At 73.6% G+C, this 20,819-nt stretch carries 16 protein-coding genes; 10 read left to right on the plus strand and 6 right to left on the minus strand.

The annotated features are described in order from the left end of the window. Positions 1-87: 87 nt before the first annotated feature. The 5 genes from pepN (ACGFZL_RS02490) (at position 88) to ACGFZL_RS02510 (ending at position 11,362) form a co-directional block, all read left to right on the plus strand. A complete protein-coding gene (pepN, locus tag ACGFZL_RS02490; RefSeq protein ID WP_393688467.1) occupies positions 88-2,694 on the plus strand; it encodes an aminopeptidase N in 2,607 nt (868 codons plus the stop codon). Between the two features lie 265 nt (positions 2,695-2,959). Beyond that, positions 2,960-3,946 carry a hypothetical protein gene (locus tag ACGFZL_RS02495; protein ID WP_393688469.1) on the plus strand — a complete coding sequence of 329 codons (987 nt, stop codon included), beginning with the start codon at positions 2,960-2,962 and terminating at the stop codon, positions 3,944-3,946. A gap of 300 nt (positions 3,947-4,246) precedes the next feature. Next, complete coding sequence (locus tag ACGFZL_RS02500; RefSeq protein WP_393688471.1) at positions 4,247-7,540, plus strand: S8 family serine peptidase; 3,294 nt, start codon at positions 4,247-4,249, stop codon at positions 7,538-7,540. Positions 7,541-7,894: 354 nt separating this feature from the next. Beyond that, on the plus strand, positions 7,895-10,000 hold the full coding sequence (locus ACGFZL_RS02505) for a TerD family protein (protein WP_393688473.1): 2,106 nt from the start codon (positions 7,895-7,897) through the stop codon (positions 9,998-10,000). Between the two features lie 339 nt (positions 10,001-10,339). Further along, complete coding sequence (locus tag ACGFZL_RS02510; RefSeq protein ID WP_393688475.1) at positions 10,340-11,362, plus strand: aspartate-semialdehyde dehydrogenase; 1,023 nt, start codon at positions 10,340-10,342, stop codon at positions 11,360-11,362. Between the two features lie 28 nt (positions 11,363-11,390). Here ACGFZL_RS02510 and ACGFZL_RS02515 read toward each other — a convergent pair whose 3' ends face one another. Further along, on the minus strand, positions 11,391-11,624 hold the full coding sequence (locus tag ACGFZL_RS02515) for a DoxX family protein (RefSeq protein ID WP_393688477.1): 234 nt from the start codon (positions 11,622-11,624) through the stop codon (positions 11,391-11,393). Between the two features lie 49 nt (positions 11,625-11,673). On the opposite strand from ACGFZL_RS02515, the gene ACGFZL_RS02520 reads away from it, so the two are divergent. Further along, a complete protein-coding gene (locus ACGFZL_RS02520) occupies positions 11,674-12,087 on the plus strand; it encodes a winged helix-turn-helix transcriptional regulator (RefSeq protein ID WP_393688479.1) in 414 nt (137 codons plus the stop codon). Here the strand turns inward: ACGFZL_RS02520 and ACGFZL_RS02525 are convergent. Further along, positions 12,069-12,551: a DUF1203 domain-containing protein gene (locus tag ACGFZL_RS02525; protein WP_393688481.1), complete on the minus strand. Its 483-nt coding sequence runs from the start codon at positions 12,549-12,551 to the stop codon at positions 12,069-12,071. The genes ACGFZL_RS02520 and ACGFZL_RS02525 overlap by 19 nt on opposite strands. 113 nt (positions 12,552-12,664) lie before the next feature. Here ACGFZL_RS02525 and pepN (ACGFZL_RS02530) point away from each other — a divergent pair, with 113 nt between their 5' ends. From pepN (ACGFZL_RS02530) to ACGFZL_RS02540, 3 genes are all read left to right on the plus strand, one after another. Then, the gene (gene pepN / locus ACGFZL_RS02530) at positions 12,665-15,244 is read left to right on the plus strand and encodes an aminopeptidase N (RefSeq protein WP_393688483.1); all 2,580 of its coding nucleotides are present in this window, start codon (positions 12,665-12,667) and stop codon (positions 15,242-15,244) included. An 83-nt stretch (positions 15,245-15,327) separates the two neighbouring features. Next, a complete protein-coding gene (locus tag ACGFZL_RS02535; protein WP_393688485.1) occupies positions 15,328-15,609 on the plus strand; it encodes an SHOCT domain-containing protein in 282 nt (93 codons plus the stop codon). 193 nt (positions 15,610-15,802) lie between these two features. After that, the gene (locus ACGFZL_RS02540) at positions 15,803-16,645 is read left to right on the plus strand and encodes a phosphotransferase (protein WP_393688487.1); all 843 of its coding nucleotides are present in this window, start codon (positions 15,803-15,805) and stop codon (positions 16,643-16,645) included. 13 nt (positions 16,646-16,658) lie between these two features. Here the strand turns inward: ACGFZL_RS02540 and ACGFZL_RS02545 are convergent, their stop codons facing one another. After that, positions 16,659-17,036 (minus strand): MerR family transcriptional regulator, encoded by a 378-nt coding sequence (locus ACGFZL_RS02545; RefSeq protein WP_355165924.1) that lies wholly within the window; start codon positions 17,034-17,036, stop codon positions 16,659-16,661. A 75-nt stretch (positions 17,037-17,111) separates the two neighbouring features. Between ACGFZL_RS02545 and ACGFZL_RS02550 the strand changes: the two genes are divergently transcribed. Continuing rightward, positions 17,112-17,840, plus strand: a complete 729-nt coding sequence (locus ACGFZL_RS02550; RefSeq protein ID WP_393688490.1) for an SDR family oxidoreductase — start codon at positions 17,112-17,114, stop codon at positions 17,838-17,840. Here ACGFZL_RS02550 and ACGFZL_RS02555 read toward each other — a convergent pair. The 3 genes from ACGFZL_RS02555 to ACGFZL_RS02565 are packed head-to-tail and all read right to left on the minus strand — an operon-like array spanning position 17,794 to position 20,730. Beyond that, positions 17,794-18,756: a LysR family transcriptional regulator gene (locus ACGFZL_RS02555; protein WP_393688492.1), complete on the minus strand. Its 963-nt coding sequence runs from the start codon at positions 18,754-18,756 to the stop codon at positions 17,794-17,796. The genes ACGFZL_RS02550 and ACGFZL_RS02555 overlap by 47 nt on opposite strands. Before the next feature lie 10 nt (positions 18,757-18,766). Further along, a complete protein-coding gene (locus ACGFZL_RS02560; protein WP_393688494.1) occupies positions 18,767-19,723 on the minus strand; it encodes a DMT family transporter in 957 nt (318 codons plus the stop codon). A 44-nt stretch (positions 19,724-19,767) separates the two neighbouring features. Next, positions 19,768-20,730, minus strand: coding sequence for an EamA family transporter (locus ACGFZL_RS02565; protein ID WP_393688669.1), 963 nt, complete (start codon positions 20,728-20,730; stop codon positions 19,768-19,770). Between the last annotated feature and the right edge of the window lie 89 nt (positions 20,731-20,819).

Consider the following 20,819-nt stretch of genomic DNA (forward strand, 5'->3'; position numbering starts at 1 on the left):
GCGACGCCTCCCGGCGGCACATGGCAGGATCGTGGCGTCCGGATGCCGGACAGCCAGCGTGACCAGCCATGCGAGGGAGTGCCGAACGTGCCCGGTGAGAATCTGTCCCGCGACGAGGCCCGGGAGCGGGCCGCCCTGCTGTCCGTCGACGGGTACGAGGTGTCCCTCGACGTGCGCTCGGCCCTCGGCGGGGCCGAGGGCGAGGGGCCGCGCACCTTCCGCTCGGTCACCACGATCCGCTTCCGGTGCGGCGAGCCGGGCGCGAGCAGCTTCGCCGACCTGATCGCGCCGAGCGTGACCGCGGTGTCCCTCAACGGCCGCGACCTCGACCCGGGCGAGGTCTTCGACGGCTCCCGGATCGCCCTGGAGGACCTGGCCACCGAGAACGAGCTGGTGGTGGACGCCCAGTGCGCCTACTCCCGCACCGGCGAGGGGCTGCACCGCTTCGTCGACCCGGAGGACGGCGAGGTGTACCTGTACACCCAGTACGAGCCGGCCGACTCGCGCCGGGTGTTCGCCAACTTCGAGCAGCCGGACCTCAAGGCGCCGTTCCGCTTCGAGGTGCGGGCGCCGGAGGAGTGGCGGGTGTGGAGCAACGGCGCCGGGGAGTACGCCGACGGGGTGTGGCGGTTCGCGGAGACCAGGCCGATCTCAACGTACATCACCTGCGTCGTCGCCGGCCCGTACCACTACGTCACCGACTCCTACGAGCGCGTCCTGCCCGACGGCACCCGCCTGGAGATCCCGCTCGGCGCCATGTGCCGCAAGGGCCTGGCCCCGCACTTCGACGCCGACGACGTCTTCCTGATCACCAAGCAGGGCCTGGACTTCTTCCACGAGCACTTCGACTACCCGTACCCCTTCGGCAAGTACGACCAGGCGTTCGTGCCCGAGTACAACCTCGGCGCGATGGAGAACCCGGGCCTGGTGACCTTCCGGGAGGAGTTCATCTTCCGGGGCAAGGTGACCCGGGCGTCCTACGAGGCGCGCGCCAACGTGATCCTGCACGAGATGGCGCACATGTGGTTCGGCGACCTGGTCACCATGGAGTGGTGGGACGACCTGTGGCTGAAGGAGTCCTTCGCGGACTTCATGGGGACCTACGGCAGCGTGGGCGCGACCCGCTTCGAGGACGCCTGGATCACCTTCGCCAACCGCCGCAAGGCGTGGGCCTACCGCGCCGACCAGCTCCCCTCCACCCACCCGATCACCGCCGACATCCGCGACCTCCAGGACGCCAAGCTCAACTTCGACGGGATCACCTACGCCAAGGGCGCCTCGGTGCTCAAGCAGCTCGTCGCCTACGTCGGCGAGGACGCCTTCCTGGAGGGCGCCCGCCGCTACTTCAAGCGGCACGCCTACGGCAACACGCGCCTGGGCGACCTGCTGTCGGTCCTGGCGGAGACCAGCGGCCGGGACATGGCCGGCTGGGCGCGCTCCTGGCTCCAGACGGCCGGCGTCAACTCCCTCACCCCGCAGGTGCTCCTCGACGCCGAGGGCCGGATCGACGAGCTGGCCGTGGTGCAGGAGGCCGCCGAGTCGCACCCCGAGCTGCGCCCGCACCGGGTGCGGGTCGGCCTCTACCGGCGTGACCAGGGCGGGGCCCTGGAGCGGTACGCCGCCGAGGAGCTGGACGTGGCCGGGCCGCGCACCGTCGCCGGGAAGCTGGCCGGCGCCGAGGCGCCCGACCTTGTGCTGGTCAACGACGACGACCTGACCTACTGCAAGACCCGCTTCGACGAGACCTCCCTCGCCACGCTGCGCGCCGCCCTCGGCGACCTCACCGACCCGCTGGCCCGGGCCCTGTGCTGGTCGGCGCTGTGGAACCTGACGCGGGACGCGCTGCTGCCCGCCCGGGAGTTCATCGGCCTGGTGCTGCGCTTCGCCGGTCGGGAGTCCGACATCGGCGTCCTGCAGATGCTGCACGCCTGGGCGGACTCGGCGCTGACGCACTACGTCGCCGCCGACTGGCGGGAGACCGGCGGGCGGCTGCTCGCCGAGGGCGCGCTGCGCGAGCTGCGGGCGGCGGCGCCGGGCAGCGAGCACCAGCTGGCCTGGGCCCGGTTCCTCGCCTCGGTCGCCGCCGGGGAGGCGGAGCTGGCGCTGCTGCGCGGGCTGCTCGACGGCACCGAGCAGGTCGAGGGCCTGACGGTGGACCAGGAGCTGCGCTGGGCGTTCCTGGCGCCGCTGACCGCGCACGGCCGGGCCGGCGAGGGCGACCTCGCCGCCGAGCTGTCCCGCGACGACACCGCCTCCGGCAAGCGGCACCAGGTGCGCTGCCTGGCCGCCCGCCCCTCGGCGGCCGTCAAGGCGCAGGCGTGGGCGCAGGTCGTGGAGTCCGACGCGCTGTCCAACGCCCTGGCGGAGGCGACCATCGCCGGCTTCGCGCAGCCCGCGCAGCGCGAGCTGATCGCGCCGTACGCGGAGAAGTACTTCGCGGCGATCGAGCGGGTGTGGGCCGAGCGGTCGATCCAGATCGGGATGGACGTGGTGCGGGGCCTCTTCCCGGCCCTGGCGGACTCCGAGGAGACCCTCGCGGCGGCCGACGCGTGGCTGACCGCCCACGAGGACGCGGCGCCCGCGCTGCGCCGCCTCGTCCTGGAGGCGCGGGACGACCTGGCGCGGGCGCTGCGCGGGCAGGCCCGGGACGCGGCGGCGGCCGAGTGGCCCGGAGGCCCGATCTCCGGCCGATGATTCGCGATCTCTGGCCAACGATTCCTGGCCCCTGGCCAACGATTCCTGATCCCTGGCCAATGACGCCTGATCTATGGCCAATGATTCGGCGCTCCGTCATCGTTACGGAATTCCGATAACCGCAGCCGTAACCCCTGGCCGCACCCGTTCGGACCAGGGGTTCTCGGCATCCGAACACCCGTCCTTTAGGGCGGGCTTGTCCGGATTCGATGCCGTTCTTGTCACAGCGGTTAGCGGGTGGATCACTCCCGGGAAGCTCCTGGTCATGACCCACGAGACCCCGCTTTCCCCCCGCCCCCTCGCCGACCTCGCCGACCTCGCCGCCGGCGGTCGCCGACTGCTGACCCACGCCCAGCTGGCGGCGCACGGCGTCACCGCCGCCGAGGCGCGGGAGCGGTGCCGGCCCGGCGGGTCCTGGCAGCTGCTCCTGCCGGACGTCGTCCTGCTGCACCCCGGCCCGCCGACCGGCGAGGAGCGGCTGCGCGCGGCGCTGCTCCACGCGGGCCCCGGTGCGATGGTCACCGGCCTGGCGGCGCTGGCGCTGCACGGCTTCCCCGCCGCGCCCCCGCCGGCCTTCCTGGAGACCCTGGATGTGCTGGTGCCGCGCGGGGCGCGCCGGCTGCGCTCGGCGGGCTGGGCGCGGATCGTGCGCTCGGCCGCGCTGCCCACCGCCGAGGAGGCGGGCGGGGTGCCGGTGGCGCCGGTGGCGCGGGCGCTGGCCGACGCGGTGGGCCGGCTGACCGACGCGGTCGCGGTCCGGCGGCTGCTCACCGAGGCGGTGCGCGGCGGGCACTGCGAGGCGGCGGCGGTGGTGCGGGAGCTGAGCCGGGCCCGGCTGCTCGGCCGGCCGCACGTGGTCGACGCGGTGGACTCCCTGGCGGCGGAGGGCCGTTCGCTCGCCGAGGGGCACCTGTACCGGATGGTGCGCGAGCACGGGCTGCCGGAGCCCGTCTGGAACGTCGACCTGCGCCTGCCGGGCGGCCCGCACCTGGGCGGCCTGGACGCCTACTGGCCCGAGCAGGCGGTCGCGGTGGACCTCGACACCCGCGACCGGCGCCGCGCGGACGACGCGCTGTGGGCGGAACAGGCGCGCAAGCGCGAGCACTTGGAGCGCCTCGGCATCACGGTCGTCCACCTGACCCCGCGCAGCCTGCGGGAGCACCCGGAGCAGCAGGCGACGGTGGTGCGGACCGCGTTGGCGGCGGCGGTGGACCGGGAACCCGCCGCGTACGTGGTGGTGCTGCCCCGGTAGTGACGGACCGGGCGCGACCGGCGCCATCAGGAGGGGAGAGGAGGGGCCGCGGGGCACGGGAGCCCGCGGCCCCTCCTCACGCGCACGGCGGCACCGGTATGTCATGTACCGCGCATTACGTTCCCGATGGCGTATGGCGGAAGTACGCCATGGCACCCCCGCGTCCCGGACAACCCTCCTCAAAGAGCGATCCGGTGCACAAAGCTGAGCGGTCGTCCGGGATCGCATTCCGGACCGTCGCGGCCGGAGCCGATCGGCCCCGGTCGTTCACGCAGGTTCCTTTACCAACAAGGGATGCCGATGACCCTCACCCCCCAGCGCGAACCGATACCGGGCGCCAGACGCGCGGCCCGCATCGCCGTGGCCGCGGGCCTCGTCACCGCGCTCTGCGCGGTCGCGCCGATACCCCTGGCCCTCGCGGCCGACGGACCGGCGACGGCCCCCGCGGGCCCGGTCGTCAAGTCCGCGCCCGACAAGCTCGGTTCGGACGACGCCGACCGGCTCGCCGAGGCCAAGGCGGACGGCGCGAAGAACGTCACGATGATGGTCGCCACCGCGCCCGGGCAGACCGAGCAGGTCGCGCAGAAGCTGGACGCGGTCGACGGCGGCACCGTCGGCCGCACGTACGACAAGCTCGGCTACGTCCGCGCCACCGTCCCCACCGGCAAGGCGGACGCGGCCATCGCCGCCGCCGTGAAGCTCTCCTCCGTGCAGGGCATCGACCTGCGTGACGAGATCCCGCTGGACGACCCGACGCCGGGCGCGGACGCGGCGAAGGGCGCCCCGAAGGGCAAGGTCGCCAGGGCCTACCCGGCGCCGGGCAGGAACACCCCCGCCGAGAACCCGTACAACCCGTCCTTCGAGACGGGTGCCGTGGACTTCGTGAAGAAGAACCCGACGGCGGACGGCCGGGGCGTCACCATCGGCATCCTCGACTCCGGCGTGGACCTCGGCCACCCGGCGCTGCAGAAGACCACCACCGGCGAGCGCAAGATCGTCGACTGGGTCACCGCCACCGACCCGATCGTCGACGGCGACCAGACCTGGCGCCCGATGACCACCTCGGTCAGCGGCCCCACCTTCACCTACGGCGGGAAGACCTGGAAGGCGCCGGCCGGCTCCTACCAGGTGAGCGCCTTCCTGGAGTCGTACACCAAGGGCGGCGACGCGGCCGGCGACGCCAACCGGGACGGCGACACCACCGACTCCTGGGGCGTGCTGTACGACAAGGCGGCCGGCACGGTCCGGGTCGACCTGAACAACAACTTCGACTTCGGCGACGACACCCCGATGAAGCCGTACAAGGACGGCTTCCAGGTCGGGTACTTCGGCACGGACAACCCGGCGACCGACGTGGTCGAGCGCCAGCCGTTCGTGGTCGAGATCCGCAAGGACGTCGTCGTCAACTCCTCCGGTGCCAAGGCCGACTTCGTCAACATCGGCGTCATCGAGTCCGAGCACGGCACCCACGTGGCCGGCATCACCTCCGCCAACGGGCTGTTCGGCGGGAAGATGAACGGCGCGGCGCCGGGCGCGAAGATCGTCTCCTCGCGGGCCTGCACCTGGTCAGGCGGCTGCACCAACGTGGCGCTGACCGAGGGCATGATCGACCTCGTGGTCAACCGCGGCGTGGACATCGTCAACATGTCCATCGGCGGCCTGCCGGCGCTGAACGACGGCAACAACGCGCGCGCCGCGCTCTACACCCGCCTCATCGACACCTACGGCGTCCAGCTGGTGATCTCCGCGGGCAACTCCGGCCCCGGCGCCAACACCATCGGCGACCCGGGCCTGGCCGACAAGGTGATCTCGGTCGGCGCGTCCATCTCCAAGCAGACCTGGGCCGCCAACTACGGCTCCGCGGTGGAGAAGAAGTACCAGATGATGCCCTTCTCCTCGCGCGGCCCGCGTGAGGACGGCGGCTTCCAGCCGACGCTGACCGCGCCGGGCGCGGCCATCAACACCACCCAGACCTGGCTGCCGGGCTCCCCGGTCCCGGAGGCGGGCTACTCGCTGCCGGCCGGCTACTCGATGCTCCAGGGCACCTCGATGGCCTCCCCGCAGGCGGCCGGCGCCTCGGCGCTGCTGCTCTCCGCCGCCAAGCGCGAGGGCCGCACGCTGACCCCGGCGGTCCTGCGCACCGCGCTGACCTCCACCGCCGACCACATCGCCGGCACCCAGGCGTACGAGCAGGGCGCGGGCCTGATCAACATCCCCGACGCCTGGAAGTCGATCCGCAAGGGCGCCACCGCGCACGAGTACACGGTCAAGGCGCCGGTCGACACCGCGATCGACCAGTTCCTCGCGACGCCGGGCTTCGGCACCGGCCTCTACGACCGCGAGGGCGGCCTGAAGGCCGGGCAGAAGAAGACGTACGACGTCACGATCACCCGGACCACCGGCCCGGCCACGCCGGTGCGGCACACCCTGTGGTTCGAGAACAACGCGGGCCACACCTTCAAGATCGTCGGCGACGACGTGGTGAAGCTGCCGCTGAACCAGCCGGTGACCGTCAAGGTGCAGGCCGCGCCGACGTCGGCGGGCCTGAAGAGCGCGGTGCTCGAGGTCGACGACCCGGCCACGGTCGGCACCGACCAGCTGGTCATGGCCACGGTCGTGGTCTCCGCGCCGCTGAAGTACAGCGTCTCCGAGCGGGACACGGTGCAGCGCAACAGCACCAAGTCCTACTTCGTGACCGTCCCCGAGGGCGCGAAGTCCCTGGAGGTGGCGATCGGCGGCCTGGCGGAGAAGAGCCAGACCCGCTTCATCGCCATCCACCCCTACGGCGTCCCGGTGGAGGACACCTCCACGCCGTACTGCTACAACAACTACCTCGACGGCAACGGCTGCAAGCCCGACGTGCGCTCGTACGCCGACCCGCAGCCCGGCGTCTGGGAGATCGAGGTCGAGTCGCGGCGCACCTCGCCGCTGCTCGACAACCCGTACAAGCTGGACGTCTCCGTCTTCGGCGCGGACTTCGACCCGGCGGTCGTGACCGTCCCCGAGGCGAAGGTCGGCACGCCGGTCTCCGCCTCCTGGAAGGTGACCAACCGCTTCGCGCCGATCGACGGCAAGCTGGTCGGCGGACCGCTCGGCTCGGCGCTGAACGCGCGGCCGACCATCGCCGAGGGTGCGCTCCAGCGGACCACCGTCGACGTGCCGGCGGGGGCCACCGCGCTGGACATCGCCATCGGCAACGTCTCCGACGCGGCGGCCGACCTGGACCTCACCGTCTACAACGCGGCCGGCGCCGTGGTCGGCCAGTCCGCCGACGGCGACTCGGAGGAGGCCGTCTCGGTGCCCTCCCCGGCGGCGGGCACGTACACGATCGAGGTGGCCGGCTACGCGGTGCCCTCCGGGTCCACCGCGTACGACTACCGGGACGTGTTCTTCGCGCCCTCGCTCGGTGCGGTCTCGGTGGACGGCTCGGCCGTCAAGCTCGCCACGGGCGCCTCGGCGACCGTCTCGGGCAGCGTGACGGCGCTGGCCGCCGCGCCGGCCGGCCGTGAGTTCTTCGGCCAGGTGTCGCTGGTGAACAGCCGCGGCACGGTCGCGGGCCTCGGCAGCGTGCGGATCGAGAAGGTCGTGCCGTAGTCCCTCCGGTACGGGTCTCAGGGGGCGGGCGCCTTGCGGGGTGCCCGCCCCTTCGCGTGTCCGTCACCCGCAGGCGAGGTCGCGGGAGTCGGCCAGGGCCGCGGTGACGCGCGCGCGTTCGGCGGCGATGTCCCCGGCGCCGGTGACGACCGTGTCCGCGGTGTCGGAGGAGCGCGGGATGCCGACCAGGGCGCGGTCGCCCGTCGCGAGGCGTGCGGTGGTGTCGGCCAGGACGAAGCGGAGGTCCGCCGTCTCGGGGCGGGCGGGCTTGAAACGTTCGGCGACCGCCGGTGATCATCCGGAGTGCCCGCCTCCCGTCGACTTCACCGCCGCCCCGCTGTCACCATGTGCCGCATGACGTACATCGGCAAAGGTGCCAACACTCCTGTCCCGGCAGCTCCGCTGCGGGTCGTGGTGTGTCGGCGGCACGTTCCCGGCGGGCCGGCCGTGGACGCCTCCGCGCTGCTGCTCGACGCCGCGGGAAAGGTGCGCGGCGACGCGGACCTCGTCTTCTACAACCAGCCCGCGCACCCCTCGGGCGCGGTGCGGCACGCCGGGACCGCCGACGGGGGCGGGCAGCTCGCGGAGTGGCTGGAGGTGGACCTGCCCCGGGTGGAGCCCGGCGTGCAGCGGGTGCTGATCGCCGCCTCCTGCGACGGCGGGGTCTTCGGGCAGGTGGCCGAGTTGTACGCCCAGGTGCTCACCCTGGAGGGCGCGGTGGTGGCGCACTACGCGGTGGACGACGCCTCCAGCGAGACGGCGTTCGTGCTGGGCGAGTTCTACCGGCGGGACGGGGCGTGGAAGTTCCGGGCGGTGGGGCAGGGGTACGCGTCGGGGCTTGCCGGGCTTGCGACGGACTTCGGGATAGCCGTGGAGCAGCCGGCGGCACCCGTGGCGGCTGCTCCGGCGGCACCCGTGGCGGCTGCTCCGGCGGCACCCGTGGCGGTTGCCCCGCCGGTGCACGCGCCGACTGTTCCGGCGATGCCCTCCGCCGCCCCGCCGGCGCCGGCCGCCATGGTCGCCCCGCCGCAGGACGCCCCGCCCGTCTCCTTCGGCTCCGAGTTCCGGCCGTACACCCAGAGCGGCCGCGGTGCCGGAGTCGTCAGCGTGGACGCGCCGCTGCCCCCGGGCCCGGTGGTCGTGGAGGCGTGGCACCAGGGCGACGGCTACTTCGGCGTCCACACCCTCGACAGGCGCAACAAGAACGACGAGCTGGTCTTCAACACCACCCTGCGCGACTTCCGCGGGCGCGCCCTGGTGCAGCTCCCGCAGGGCCGACCGCTGCGGCTGCGCGTGGAGGCCGACGAGGACTGGACGGTCCTCGTGCAGCCCCTGTCCGTGGTCCGCCGCCTGGGCACCGCCCCGCTGGAGGGCTACGGCCCCGAAGTGGTCTCCTACACCGGGACCGCGGCCGACCTGGACGTGGAGTTCGCGGGCGACGAGAACGGCGAGGGCTACTTCGCCGTCAAGGCCCTGGAGGCGGGGCGGCTGCACGACCTGGACGACTACGACCTGCTGGTCAACGAGGTCGACCGGCTGCGCAACACCGTGCCCCTCTCCGACGGTCCGCTGCTCCTCGCCGTCGAGGGCGACGGCCCGTGGCGGCTCACCGCGCGCCCCCTGCCCGTCCACGACGAGCCGTCGGTCCGGGCGGACGGCGCCCACACCGGCCGCGGCCCGAAGACCGTCACCCTGGTCAACCCCACCCCGGGCCGGCCCGCCCTGCTGGAGTACGCCTTCGAGACGCAGGACGACCTCTGGGGCCACCGCGTGAGCCTCCTCGACGAGTACGACGACGAGGAGGATCTCCTGCGCGGCACCAGCGACGGGCGGCACGGCCGCACGGTGCTGTTCCGCAGGGGCGAGGCGCGGGTGCGGCTGAAGCTGCAGGACGTGGGCGGGTGGAGCCTGCGCCTGCTGCCGATCGAGCAGGCGCCGCCGCTGGCCGGCCCGGTGGAGGGGCGGGGCAGCGCGGTCTTCCGCTACGCGGGCCCGCCCGCGCTGCTCCGCCTCGGCCGCACCACCTCCGACGACCAGAACCTGTCCGTCCGCACCCTCCAGGCCGACGGCCAGCTGCGGATCTCCGGCGAGACCACCCGGCGGCGCCCGGTCACCGGCCCGGTCTGGGTCTCCCCCGCCGGGTACTGCCACGTCCTGGTGCAGACCTCGGACACCACCGGCTGGCGCCTGGAGCCGGCCGACCCGGCCGGCGCGCCGGTGCTGGGCCCCGGACCGGTGGAGGGGCAGGGCTACGGCGTCGTCCGCCACGCGGGTCCCGAGGCGGAGGTGATGGTCCGCCACGAGGCGCTGGGCCAACTCAGCCTGCCGGTGCTGTGGGAGCTGGACGAGCGTTTGGAGCCGGTGCGCCGGATCAGCACGGCCGCCGGTCTCCAGCGCGTCCCGTCCGGCTGGGTCCAGATCCGCACCTCGGGCCGCTGGACGCTGGAACCGCGGCCCTGAGGGGTGTCTCGTGTCACACCGGGCCCGGCGGGGAGCGGAGCCGGCGAGCCGCCCGCCGGCCTCCGCGCACGGCACGAACCCCCGTCACCCGGCCGCCGGATCACCGCATCTTGCGGTCCGCACCGCCCCGCGCACGCGATCCTGCGCGCCGGACGGACCGGCCCCCGGCGCCCCCGGACCGGCCCTGACCAGGAGTGATCGTCCGTCCATCGGGCAATGGATTGGACATACCGGCCCGGGTGCCGCGCATGATGGACGTGCAGGGAAGAGCCTTGAAGAGCAGGGAAGCCCCCCAGCCGCACCCGGCCGGGTACACGCACGCCACGCGAAGGAGTCACCGTGAGGGTCGGAATCGTCGGAGCCACCGGTCAGGTCGGCACGGTCATGCGCAGGATCCTCACGGAGCGGAACTTCCCCGTCACCGAGCTGCGCCTGTTCGCCTCCGCCCGTTCGGCGGGCCGGGACCTGGACGGGGTGACGGTCGAGGACGCGGAGAGCGCCGACTACTCCGGCCTGGACATCGTGCTCTTCTCCGCCGGCGGCGCCACCTCCAAGGCGCTGGCCGAGAAGGTCGCCGCCCAGGGCCCCGTCGTGATCGACAACTCCTCGGCCTGGCGCCGCGACCCGGAGGTGCCCCTGGTGGTCTCCGAAGTGAACCCGCACGCCATCACCGACCGCCCCAAGGGCATCATCGCCAACCCGAACTGCACCACGATGGCCGCGATGCCGGTGCTCCGCCCGCTGCACGCCGAGGCGGGCCTGGAAGCGCTGGTCGTCGCCACGTACCAGGCGGTGTCCGGCTCCGGCCTGGCCGGCGTGGACGAGCTGTACGAGCAGGTCAGGAAGGTCGGCGAGGACGCGCCGAAGCTGACCCACGACGGCTCGGCGGCGAACTTCCCCGAGCCGGAGAAGTACGTCGCGCCGATCGCGTACAACGTGCTGCCGCTGGCCGGCTCGATCGTGGACGACGGCCTGCACGAGACGGACGAGGAGCAGAAGCTCCGCCACGAGTCCCGCAAGATCCTGGAGATCCCGGAGCTGAAGGTCTCCGGCACCTGCGTGCGCGTGCCGGTCTTCACCGGCCACTCCCTCCAGGTCAACGCCCGTTTCACCCGCCCGATCACCGTCGAGCGCGCCAAGGAGCTGCTGGCCGGCGCCCCCGGCGTGGCCATCGCCGAGGTGCCGACCCCGCTCCAGGCCGCCGGCCAGGACCCGTCCTTCGTCGGCCGCATCCGCCGCGACGAGACGGTGGAGAACGGCCTCGCCCTGTTCGTCTCCAACGACAACCTGCGCAAGGGCGCGGCCCTGAACGCGGTGCAGATCGCGGAGCTGGTGGCGGCGGAGCTGCGCGACCGCGGCTGACACGTCCGGGCACGGACGGGGGCGGTGGTCAGAGCGTGGCCGCCGCCCCCAGCCATGCCGCCACCGCCGCGAGCACCAGCAGCACGACGTTGAGGCCGGTCTCCTCGACCTCGCCCCGGGACAGGTGCAGCGCCATGGCGCCCACCTGGAGCAGCACGAGCCCGACCGCCGCGGCCACCGCCAGACCGACGGCGACGCCGGTCAGCGGCGGCAGCACCAGACCGAGCGCCCCGAGCACCTCCAGGAGCCCGACGGCCTTCACCAGGGCCAGGGGGAAGGCACACGGATGTGACCGGGGAGCGGGAGCCGACATGTCGGAGCACTCGAAGTACCAGCACGCCTGCATGATCCGCGGCGACGGCGGCCGGACGGTCCGCGCCGTCCTCGACCGGATCTGCGACAAGTGGACGCTGCTCGTGGTGGCCACGCTGGAGGACGGGCCGCTGCGCTTCTCCGAGCTGCGGCGCCGCATCCCCGGCGTCTCCCAGCGCATGCTGACCCTCACCCTGCGCCACCTCGAACGCGACGGCCTGGCCTCCCGCACCGCCTACGCCGAGGTCCCCCCGCGGGTGGAGTACGCCCTCACCGGCCTGGGCCGCAGCCTGATCGCCCCCGCCCTGGCCCTCGCGGGGTGGGCCGTCGAGCACAACGGCGACATCCAGTCGAGCAGGGCGGCCTACGACGGGGCCGCGGCTGCCGTGGTGGATCAGCGGCGCACCTCGTAGAGGAAGCAGCCGTACTCGACGGCCCGGACGTGGACCAGCGCCACCGCCGGATCCGCGAACGCGTCCGCCAGGGCCGGCGCGAAGCCGTCCGGGCCGTCGACCAGCGCGCCGCCGAGGATGCGGCCGGCCGCGGAGTAGCGCCGCAGGACGCGGTGGGCGTTGGTGAAGGGCAGCTCGTGGTCCTCCGGTCCCGCGCACGGCTCGGCGTGGATGAAGACGGCGCCCTGCTCGTCGTAGGCGCCCGGCTCGGCCCCGGTCTCGGCGGCCCACCGGCGCAGCGGGGCGTACGAGACCAGGGCGACCCGTTCTCCGGCGCGGCTGCGGCGCAGGCAGCAGCGCAGCGGGTCGCCGCCCTCGGCGTCGGTGAAGGGCGCCATCGGGCGGCCGGCGTCGTCGGTGCGGCGCAGTTCGTCGAGGACGGCGGGCGCGATGGGGAGCGCGGTGTGCGTGATCGTGGTTGTCATGGGTCGAGCCTCCCGCCCGGCAGGGGTGCGCACCGGCGGGAATCGGACATCGCGTTGCGTGCGGGTCCCGTGGAAGGATGGCGTGATCCGATACACCACGAGGAGATGACCGCGTGCCTGGCACAAACCTGACTCGCGAAGAGGCGCGGCAGCGGGCGCAGCTGCTGAGCGTCGACTCGTACGAGATCGATCTCGACCTTACCGGCGCGCAGGAGGGCGGCACCTACCGGTCCGTGACCACGGTGCGCTTCGATGTCGCGGAGGACGTCGCGGACACCGGCGGCGACTCGTTCATCGACCTGGTCGCCCCGGCCGTCCACGAGGTGACGCTGAACGGCGACGCCCTGGACCCCGCCGAGGTCTTCCAGGACTCCCGCATCGCCCTGCCCGGGCTGCTCCCGGGCCGCAACATCCTGCGGGTCGCCGCCGACTGCGCCTACACCAACACCGGCGAGGGCCTGCACCGGTTCGTCGACCCGGTGGACGACCAGGCGTACCTGTACACCCAGTTCGAGGTGCCGGACGCCCGGCGGGTCTTCGCGAGCTTCGAGCAGCCGGACCTGAAGGCGACGTTCCAGTTCACCGTGCGGGCCCCCGAGGGCTGGACGGTCATCTCCAACTCGCCGACGCCCGAACCGCAGGACGACGTCTGGACCTTCGAGCCGACCCCGCGCATCTCGACGTACGTCACGGCGCTGATCGTCGGCCCGTACCACTCGGTGCACAGCGTGTACGAGAAGGACGGCCAGGCGGTGCCGCTGGGCATCTACTGCCGCCCCTCGCTCGCCGAGCACCTCGACTCCGACGCGATCTTCGAGGTCACCCGGCAGGGCTTCTCCTGGTTCCAGGAGAAGTTCGACTACGCCTACCCGTTCGCCAAGTACGACCAGCTCTTCGTGCCGGAGTTCAACGCGGGCGCGATGGAGAACGCGGGCGCGGTGACCATCCGCGACCAGTACGTCTTCCGCTCCAAGGTGACGGACGCGGCGTACGAGGTGCGGGCGGCGACGATCCTGCACGAGCTGGCGCACATGTGGTTCGGCGACCTGGTCACCATGGAGTGGTGGAACGACCTGTGGCTGAACGAGTCGTTCGCCACGTACGCGGAGGCCGCCTGCCAGGCGGACGCGCCGGAGTCGCGCTGGCCGCACTCCTGGACGACCTTCGCCAACTCCATGAAGACCTGGGCCTACCGCCAGGACCAGCTCCCCTCCACGCACCCGATCATGGCCGACATCAGCGACCTGGACGACGTGCTGGTCAACTTCGACGGCATCACGTACGCCAAGGGCGCGTCGGTGCTGAAGCAGCTCGTCGCGTACGTCGGTGAGGACGAGTTCTTCCGGGGCGTGCAGGCGTACTTCAAGCGGCACGCGTTCGGCAACACCCGCCTGTCCGACCTGCTCGGCGCGCTGGAGGAGACCTCGGGCCGGGACCTGAAGTCCTGGTCGAAGGCGTGGCTGGAGACGGCGGGCATCAACGTCCTCCGCCCCGAGATCGAGACCTCCCCCGACGGCGTGATCACCTCCTTCGCCATCCGCCAGGAGGCCCCGGCCCTCCCGCCGGGCGCGAAGGGCGAGCCGACGCTGCGCCCGCACCGCATCGCGATCGGCGGCTACGACCTGGACGAGTCGGGCAAGCTGGTGCGCGGCGAGCGCGTGGAGCTGGACGTGGACGGCCCGTACACGGAGGTCCCGCAGCTGGTCGGCAAGGCCCGCCCGGCGGTCGTCCTCCTCAACGACGACGACCTCTCCTACGCGAAGGTCCGCCTGGACGAGCAGTCCCTGGCGGTCGTCACCGACCACCTCGGCGACTTCACCGCCTCGCTCCCCCGCGCCCTGTGCTGGGCGTCGGCGTGGGACATGACCCGCGACGCCGAACTGCCCACCCGGGACTACCTCTCCCTGGTCCTCTCGGGCATCGGCAAGGAGTCCGACATCGGCGTGGTGCAGTCGCTGCACCGGCAGGTGAAGCTGGCCATCGACCAGTACGCCGACCCGAACGCCCGCGAGACCCTCCTCACCCGCTGGACCGAGGCCACCCTGGCCCACCTGCGCTCCTCCCCGGCCGGCAGCGACCACCAGCTGGCCTGGGCCCGCGCCTTCGCGGCGACGGCCCGCACGCCGGAGCAGCTGGACCTCCTGGAGGCCCTGCTCGACGGCGCGCAGACCATCGAGGGCCTGGCCGTCGACACGGAGCTGCGCTGGGCCTTCGTGCAGCGCCTCGCGGCGGTCGGCCGGTTCGGGGGCGCGGAGATCGACGCCGAGTACGAGCGCGACCGCACGGCCGCCGGCGAGCGCCACGCCGCCACGGCCCGCGCCGCCCGCCCGACGGAGTCCGCCAAGGCGGAGGCGTGGGCGTCGGTCGTGGAGTCCGACAAGCTGCCGAACGCCGTGCAGGAGGCGGTCATCGCCGGCTTCGTCCAGACCGACCAGCGCGAGCTGCTGGCGCCGTACACGGAGCGCTACTTCGAGGCTCTCCAGTCGGTCTGGAACTCCCGCTCCCACGAGATGGCCCAGCAGATCGCGGTCGGCCTCTACCCGGCGATCCAGGTCTCGGAGCAGACCCTCTCCCAGACGGACACCTGGCTCACCTCGTCCTCCCCGAACGCGGCCCTGCGCCGCCTGGTCTCGGAGTCCCGCGCGGGCATCGAACGGGCGCTGCGGGCGCAGTCGGCGGACGCGACGGCGTAACACCGTCCGACGATCCACCAGGGGGCGCCCTCGCGCGGGGCGCCCCCTGGAGTTCGTTCCGACCGCCTGGCCGGATCAGCTCGGTGCAGTGGACGGCCGGGATGCTGATGGGCACGCTGACGGTGTTCACCTCGGGCAACCGGGCCGAGATCCGGCAGGTGCCGAAGGACCAGGGCAAGGCCCTGGCCGACCAGTTGCGGCAGCGCGTCGCGCGGACGGGCGAGCCGCCGGCCGATGCCCCGGACGCGGGCTCGGCGCGGGACGTCGCGTCGCGGCTGCGGACGCTGGACGAGTTGCGGGCGGCCGACGCGATCACGGACGAGGAGCACCGGGACCGGCGGGCGAGGATCCTGGACAGCCTGTAGAGGTGCTCGGCGGGCGCTGCCTGGCGGCAACGGGGCGGGCGGGCACGGGGGTTGGGGTGGTGCCCCTACGGTCCACCACCCGGCGGTCCGTCAGGCCCGCCGCCGGTGACCGCCGTCTCGCTGTGGGAGCTGCGGCGGATGGGGACCCGGTTCGGCGTCACCTTGCGCCCCTGACCCGGAGGGATACCAGGACATGGAGTCGTCGCAGCTTCGTCGTGCGGTCGCCGCGGGGCGGAGCACCGTGTCGGGGCTGGGGCTGCGGGTCGATGAGGTGGTCGTCCTCCACGACTCGGATCGGGTCGTGCTGCGGCTCCTCCCCTGCGACGTCGTGGCCCGGGTGTCGCCGCCGGGGCAGCTCGCCGACGCCGGGTTCGAGGTGGAGGTCGCTCGGCGTCTCGCCGAGGTCGGCGCTCCGGTGGCCGTGCTGGACGGTCGAGTCGAGGCACGTATGTACCGGCGGGACGGCTTCGGCGTCTCGCTCTGGGTCCACTACGAGTCGGTGGCGGCGGAGGTCGCGCCGGCCGACTACGCGGACGTACTGCGGCGGCACCACACCGCCCTGCGCCGCATCGCACTCGACGCCCCGCACTTCACCGACCGGGTCGCCGCGGCGTCCAGGGAGGTGAAGCGGTCGCCGGAGCTGGCCGCGCCCGACCGGCGGCTGCTCCTCGACGTGCTCGGCGGCATGCGCGGCCCGGTGGGAGGCGCCGAGCAGCTGCTGCACGGGGAGCCGCATCCGGGCAACCTCCTCCACACGGCAGGCGGGCCGCTCCTCACCGACCTGCCCACCTGCTGCCGCGGACCGGTCGAGTTCGACCTCGCTCATGCGCCGGAGGAGGTGGCCGCGCACTACCCGGGCATCGACCACGCGCTGCTGCAACGGTGCCGCGCCCTCAACTGGGCCCTGTTCTCGGCCTGGCGCTGGCGTCGCGACGACCGGCTGCCCGACCGGGAGCGCTGGAGGGTGGAGGGGCTCCGCCTGGTCCGGTCGGCGCTCGCCGCCGCGCCGGGGCGGGCCGGGGGGCGCCGGCCATGAACAGGGGCCGCGCCTACGGGTGCGCGTCCGTGACGGCGATGATCTCGTCGAGGCGGTCCAGGGCGGCGCGCAGGACGTCGGCCTTGGCCTGGATGCGGTCGCGCTCGGCGTGCAGCATGGCTCGCTGCTCGGCGTCGGTGTGCCCGGAGTCCCAGCACGGGAGCAGTTCCGCGATCCTCCGGCTGGTCAGCCCGGCGGCGAACATCTGCTGGAAGAAGCGGACCAGGGCGACGGCGTCCTGCCGGTAGAGGCGCTGGCCGGACGGGCTGCGCTCCGCGACGAGCAGCCCCTGCTGCTCGTAGTAGCGCACGGCGCGCACCGAGACGCCGGCACCCCGTGCCACCTCGCCGATGCGGATCAGCCGCTCGGCCCCGGCCTCTGCGACGGCCATGGTGATCCCTCTCACTCCGGCCGGGACGACCGGCGCTTGCCCCTGACGTTGACGTCAGGTTTTAGCGTACCGGGCATGGATATCGACAACTCGGTCGCCCTCGTCACCGGAGCCAACCGCGGCCTGGGCCGCGCCTTCGCCCAGCGCCTGCTCGAACGGGGCGCCCGCAAGGTCTACGCGACCGCCCGACGGCCGGAGACCGTGGACCTGCCCGGCGTCGAGGTGCTCCCCCTCGACATCACCGATCCCGTGTCCGTGCGGGCCGCGGCCGAGGCCGCACCGGACGTCTCGCTGCTGGTCAACAACGCCGGGATCCAGACGGGGACCGACCTGGTGACGGGTTCGCTGGACGCGGTACGGCAGGAACTGGAGACCAATCTCTTCGGCCACCTGGGGATGGTCAGGGCGTTCGCGCCGGCCCTCGCCGGGAACGGCGGGGGTGCCATCGTCAACGTCCTCTCCGCCATGTCCTGGTTCCCGGGCCGGGGCGCGGGCGCCTACCACCTGGCCAAGGCCGCCGCCTGGGCCATGACCAACGGCGTCCGCCTGGACCTCGCCGAGCAGGGCACACTCGTGACGGCGGTGCATCTCGGCCTGGCCGACACCGACATGGCCGCGGGCTGGCCCGTGGACAAGATCACGCCGTCGGACCTGGCCGACGCGGCGCTCGACGGGGTCGAGGCGGGCTCGGCCGAGGTCCTCGCCGACCAGTGGAGTCGGGACGTCAAGTCCCGGCTGCCGCTGGCGCCGGAGGAGTTCAACGCCGCGATGGACCGCGCCCTGGCGTCGCTGACGGCGGCCTGAGGGCCCCGCCCGCCCCCGCCCCGAGCACCACCCCCCGCAGCACCCCCAGGAACCGCCCCAGCGCGGGCGCCTCCTCCGAGCCCCTGCGCAGCGCCGCGACGACGTGGCGTACCGGGCGTTGTGCGGCGGGGAGTTCGCGCAGGGTCACGCCCTCGTGGTGGGGCGCCGCCATGCGGGGGATCAGGGCGACGCCCAGGCCCGCCGCCACCATCGACAGGATCGCCGTCCAGCCGGCCGCGCTGTGGGCCTGGTCGGGGGTGAAGCCGGCCGCCTCGCAGGCGCGGCGGGTGATGTCGGACCAGGGGTCGCTGCCGCCGAAGATCCAGGGTTCGGCGGCCAGGTCGGTGAGGTGCAGGGTCGGGGCGGACGCCAGGGGGTGGGCAGGGGGGAGGGCGACGTCCAGGGGGTCGGCCAGCAGCGGGACGCGGGTGAAGCGGGGGTCCGTCGCCGTGGGGGCCTCGGCGGCCAGGGAGAGGGCCAGGTCGGCCTCGCCGGCCGCCAGGAGGTCGTACGCCTCGGCCGCCTCCGTCTCGCGGACGCGCACGGTGACCTGGGGGTGGGACGCCCGCAGGGTGCGTATGGCCGGGACGACCAGGGCGGGTACGGCGGTGGAGAAGGCGGCGACCCGGACCTCGCCGGCCTCGCCCCGGGCGTAGGCCGCCAGCTCCGCGTCCGCCCGTTCCAGCTGCTCGAAGACCGCCTCCGCGTGCCGCAGGACCAGCCGGGCCGCGTCGGTGAGGCGGACCCCTCTGCCCTGGGCGGCCAGCAGCTCCACGCCCAGTTGGCGGGAGAGGTTCGTCAGCTGCTGGGAGACCGCCGACGGTGTCATGCGCAGCGCCTCGGCCGTCGCCGTCACCGTGCCCCGCTCCCGCAGCGTGCGCAGGATGTGCAGCTTGCGGATGTCCCAGTCGGCCATGCCGGCCAACCTAACCGCGGCCTGCACCCGCGCCCAGCACGACCCCGCCCAGGATCAGCGCCATGCACCCGGCCTGCGCCCAGCCCGTCGGCTCGCCGAGCAGGGTCCAGGAGAGCAGGGCGACGCAGACCGGCTGGAGGTAGTAGACGACGCCCGCGCGGCTCGGGCCGATCAGCCCTATCGCCTTGTTCCAGGCGAAGAAGGCCACGGCGGACGACGCGATGCCGACGTAGAGGAGAGGCAGGACCGTGCCGGGGGTCGGGGTGAAGCCGCCCTGGGCGCCGAGACTGACCAGCTGGACGGGGAGCAGCAGCACCGTGCCGAGGAGGAAGGTCGTGAAGAGGAAGGACACCCCCTCCAGGCCCTCGGGACGGCGGCGCAGCAGCGCGCTGTACGAGCCGAAGGAGCAGGCCGCCGCGATCATCCACAGGTCGCCGGAGGAGAAGGACGCTCCCCCGCCGACCAGCCCCACCAGCAGCACCACGCCCGCGCAGGCCGTCAGCAGGCCGGTGACCCGGCGGGCGCCGAGCCGGACGCCGGACGCCCGCTCGTAGAGCGCCATCAGGACCGGCGACGCCGCCATGATCATGCCCATGTTGGCGGCGGGGGTGGTGACCCCGGCCTGGTTGACCAGGGTGTTGTAGACGGTGACGCCGAGGAGGGAGGCCAGCAGGACGTACGGGAGGTGGTGGCGGACCAGCGCCCGTTGCCGCCAGGCCGGGCGGGCGCCGAAGGGGGTGACCACCGCGAGGGCGATCACCCAGCGCCAGAACGCGTGCTGCACCGGCGGGACGCTGTCGCCGAGGGCGCGGGAGGTGACGAAGCTGCCGGACCACACGAGGGTGGCGAGGATGGCGAGCCCGATGCCGAGGGCGACGGGGGCCGTCGGCCTCGTCGTCGCCCTTGGGACCGGGCTCGTGCGGGTGGTGGGGCGCGTCGTGGAGTGGCCGTCGGCGGCTGCGGGCACTGAGGTCCTTTCGGCGGAGGCGGGCCCGTGGGTCGGGCCCGCGCCTACCGTCGCACCGCCGCTTCCGTCAGGTCCATCGAAACCTTTCGATCAGTTTGTTCAGCAGAGCTGAACGATGCGATCGGCAGAACAGCCGGAGCGGGCCGCCGGGGCGCCACCCCGAGCTGCCCCGCCACCGTCGCCCCGAACGCCAGCGCCATCCCCGCCACCTGCACCGGCGTCAGCGCCTCGCCGAGCGCCGCCCAGCCGACCACGGCCGCCGTCAGCGGCGAGAGCGGGCCGAGGAAGGTGACCTGGGTGGCGGAGAGGCGGCCGATGCCGCGGAACCAGAGCCAGTACGCCACCGCCGTGTTGGCCAGTGCCAGGTAGAGGTAGCCGCCGATCGCCGGGGCGTCGAGCGCGGGCGGCGCGCCCTCGACCAGCAGGGCGAGCGGGGCGATGAGCAGGCCGCCGGCGGTGAGCTGCCAGCCGGTCAGGGCCAGCGGGCCGACGCCCTCGGGACGTCCCCAGTGCTTGGTGAGCACGACCCCGGCGGACATCGACGCGGTGGAGGCGAAGGCCGCGACGACGCCGAGCGCGTCCAGCGCCCCGGCCGCCTTCAGCACGACCAGGCTGACGCCGAAGGCGGCGACGACGCCGGTGAGCACCGACCGGGCCGCAGGCCGCCGGCCCAGCAGCAGCGCCGAGAGGCCGACGACCAGGAGCGGGCCGACCGAGCCGAACACCGCCGCCATGCCGCCGGGCAGGCGGTACGCGGCGAGGAAGAGGAGGGGGAAGAAGGCGCCGATGTTCAGCGCGCCGAGCACCGTCGCCTTCCACCACCACGCGCCGCGCGGCAGCACCCGCGCCATCGCCAGCAGCACCAGCCCGGCGGGCAGTGCCCGCATCAGGCCGGTGAACAGCGGGCGGTCGGGCGGGAGGAACTCGGTGGTGACCGCGTAGGTCGTGCCCCAGGAGACCGGGGCGAGGGCGGTCAGGGCGATGAGGGCGGGGCGGTTGGTGGCCATGGCCATGGTCGGCACCCTTCCGGGGTCGGCGCGAGCGGAGTGGCTCGCTTGTGAGTAGCTTAGCGCTAAGCAAGATGCCGTCAAGCTAC

It is taken from the genome of Streptomyces sp. NPDC048182 (genome assembly GCF_043202555.1).
GTDB lineage: Bacteria > Actinomycetota > Actinomycetes > Streptomycetales > Streptomycetaceae > Streptomyces.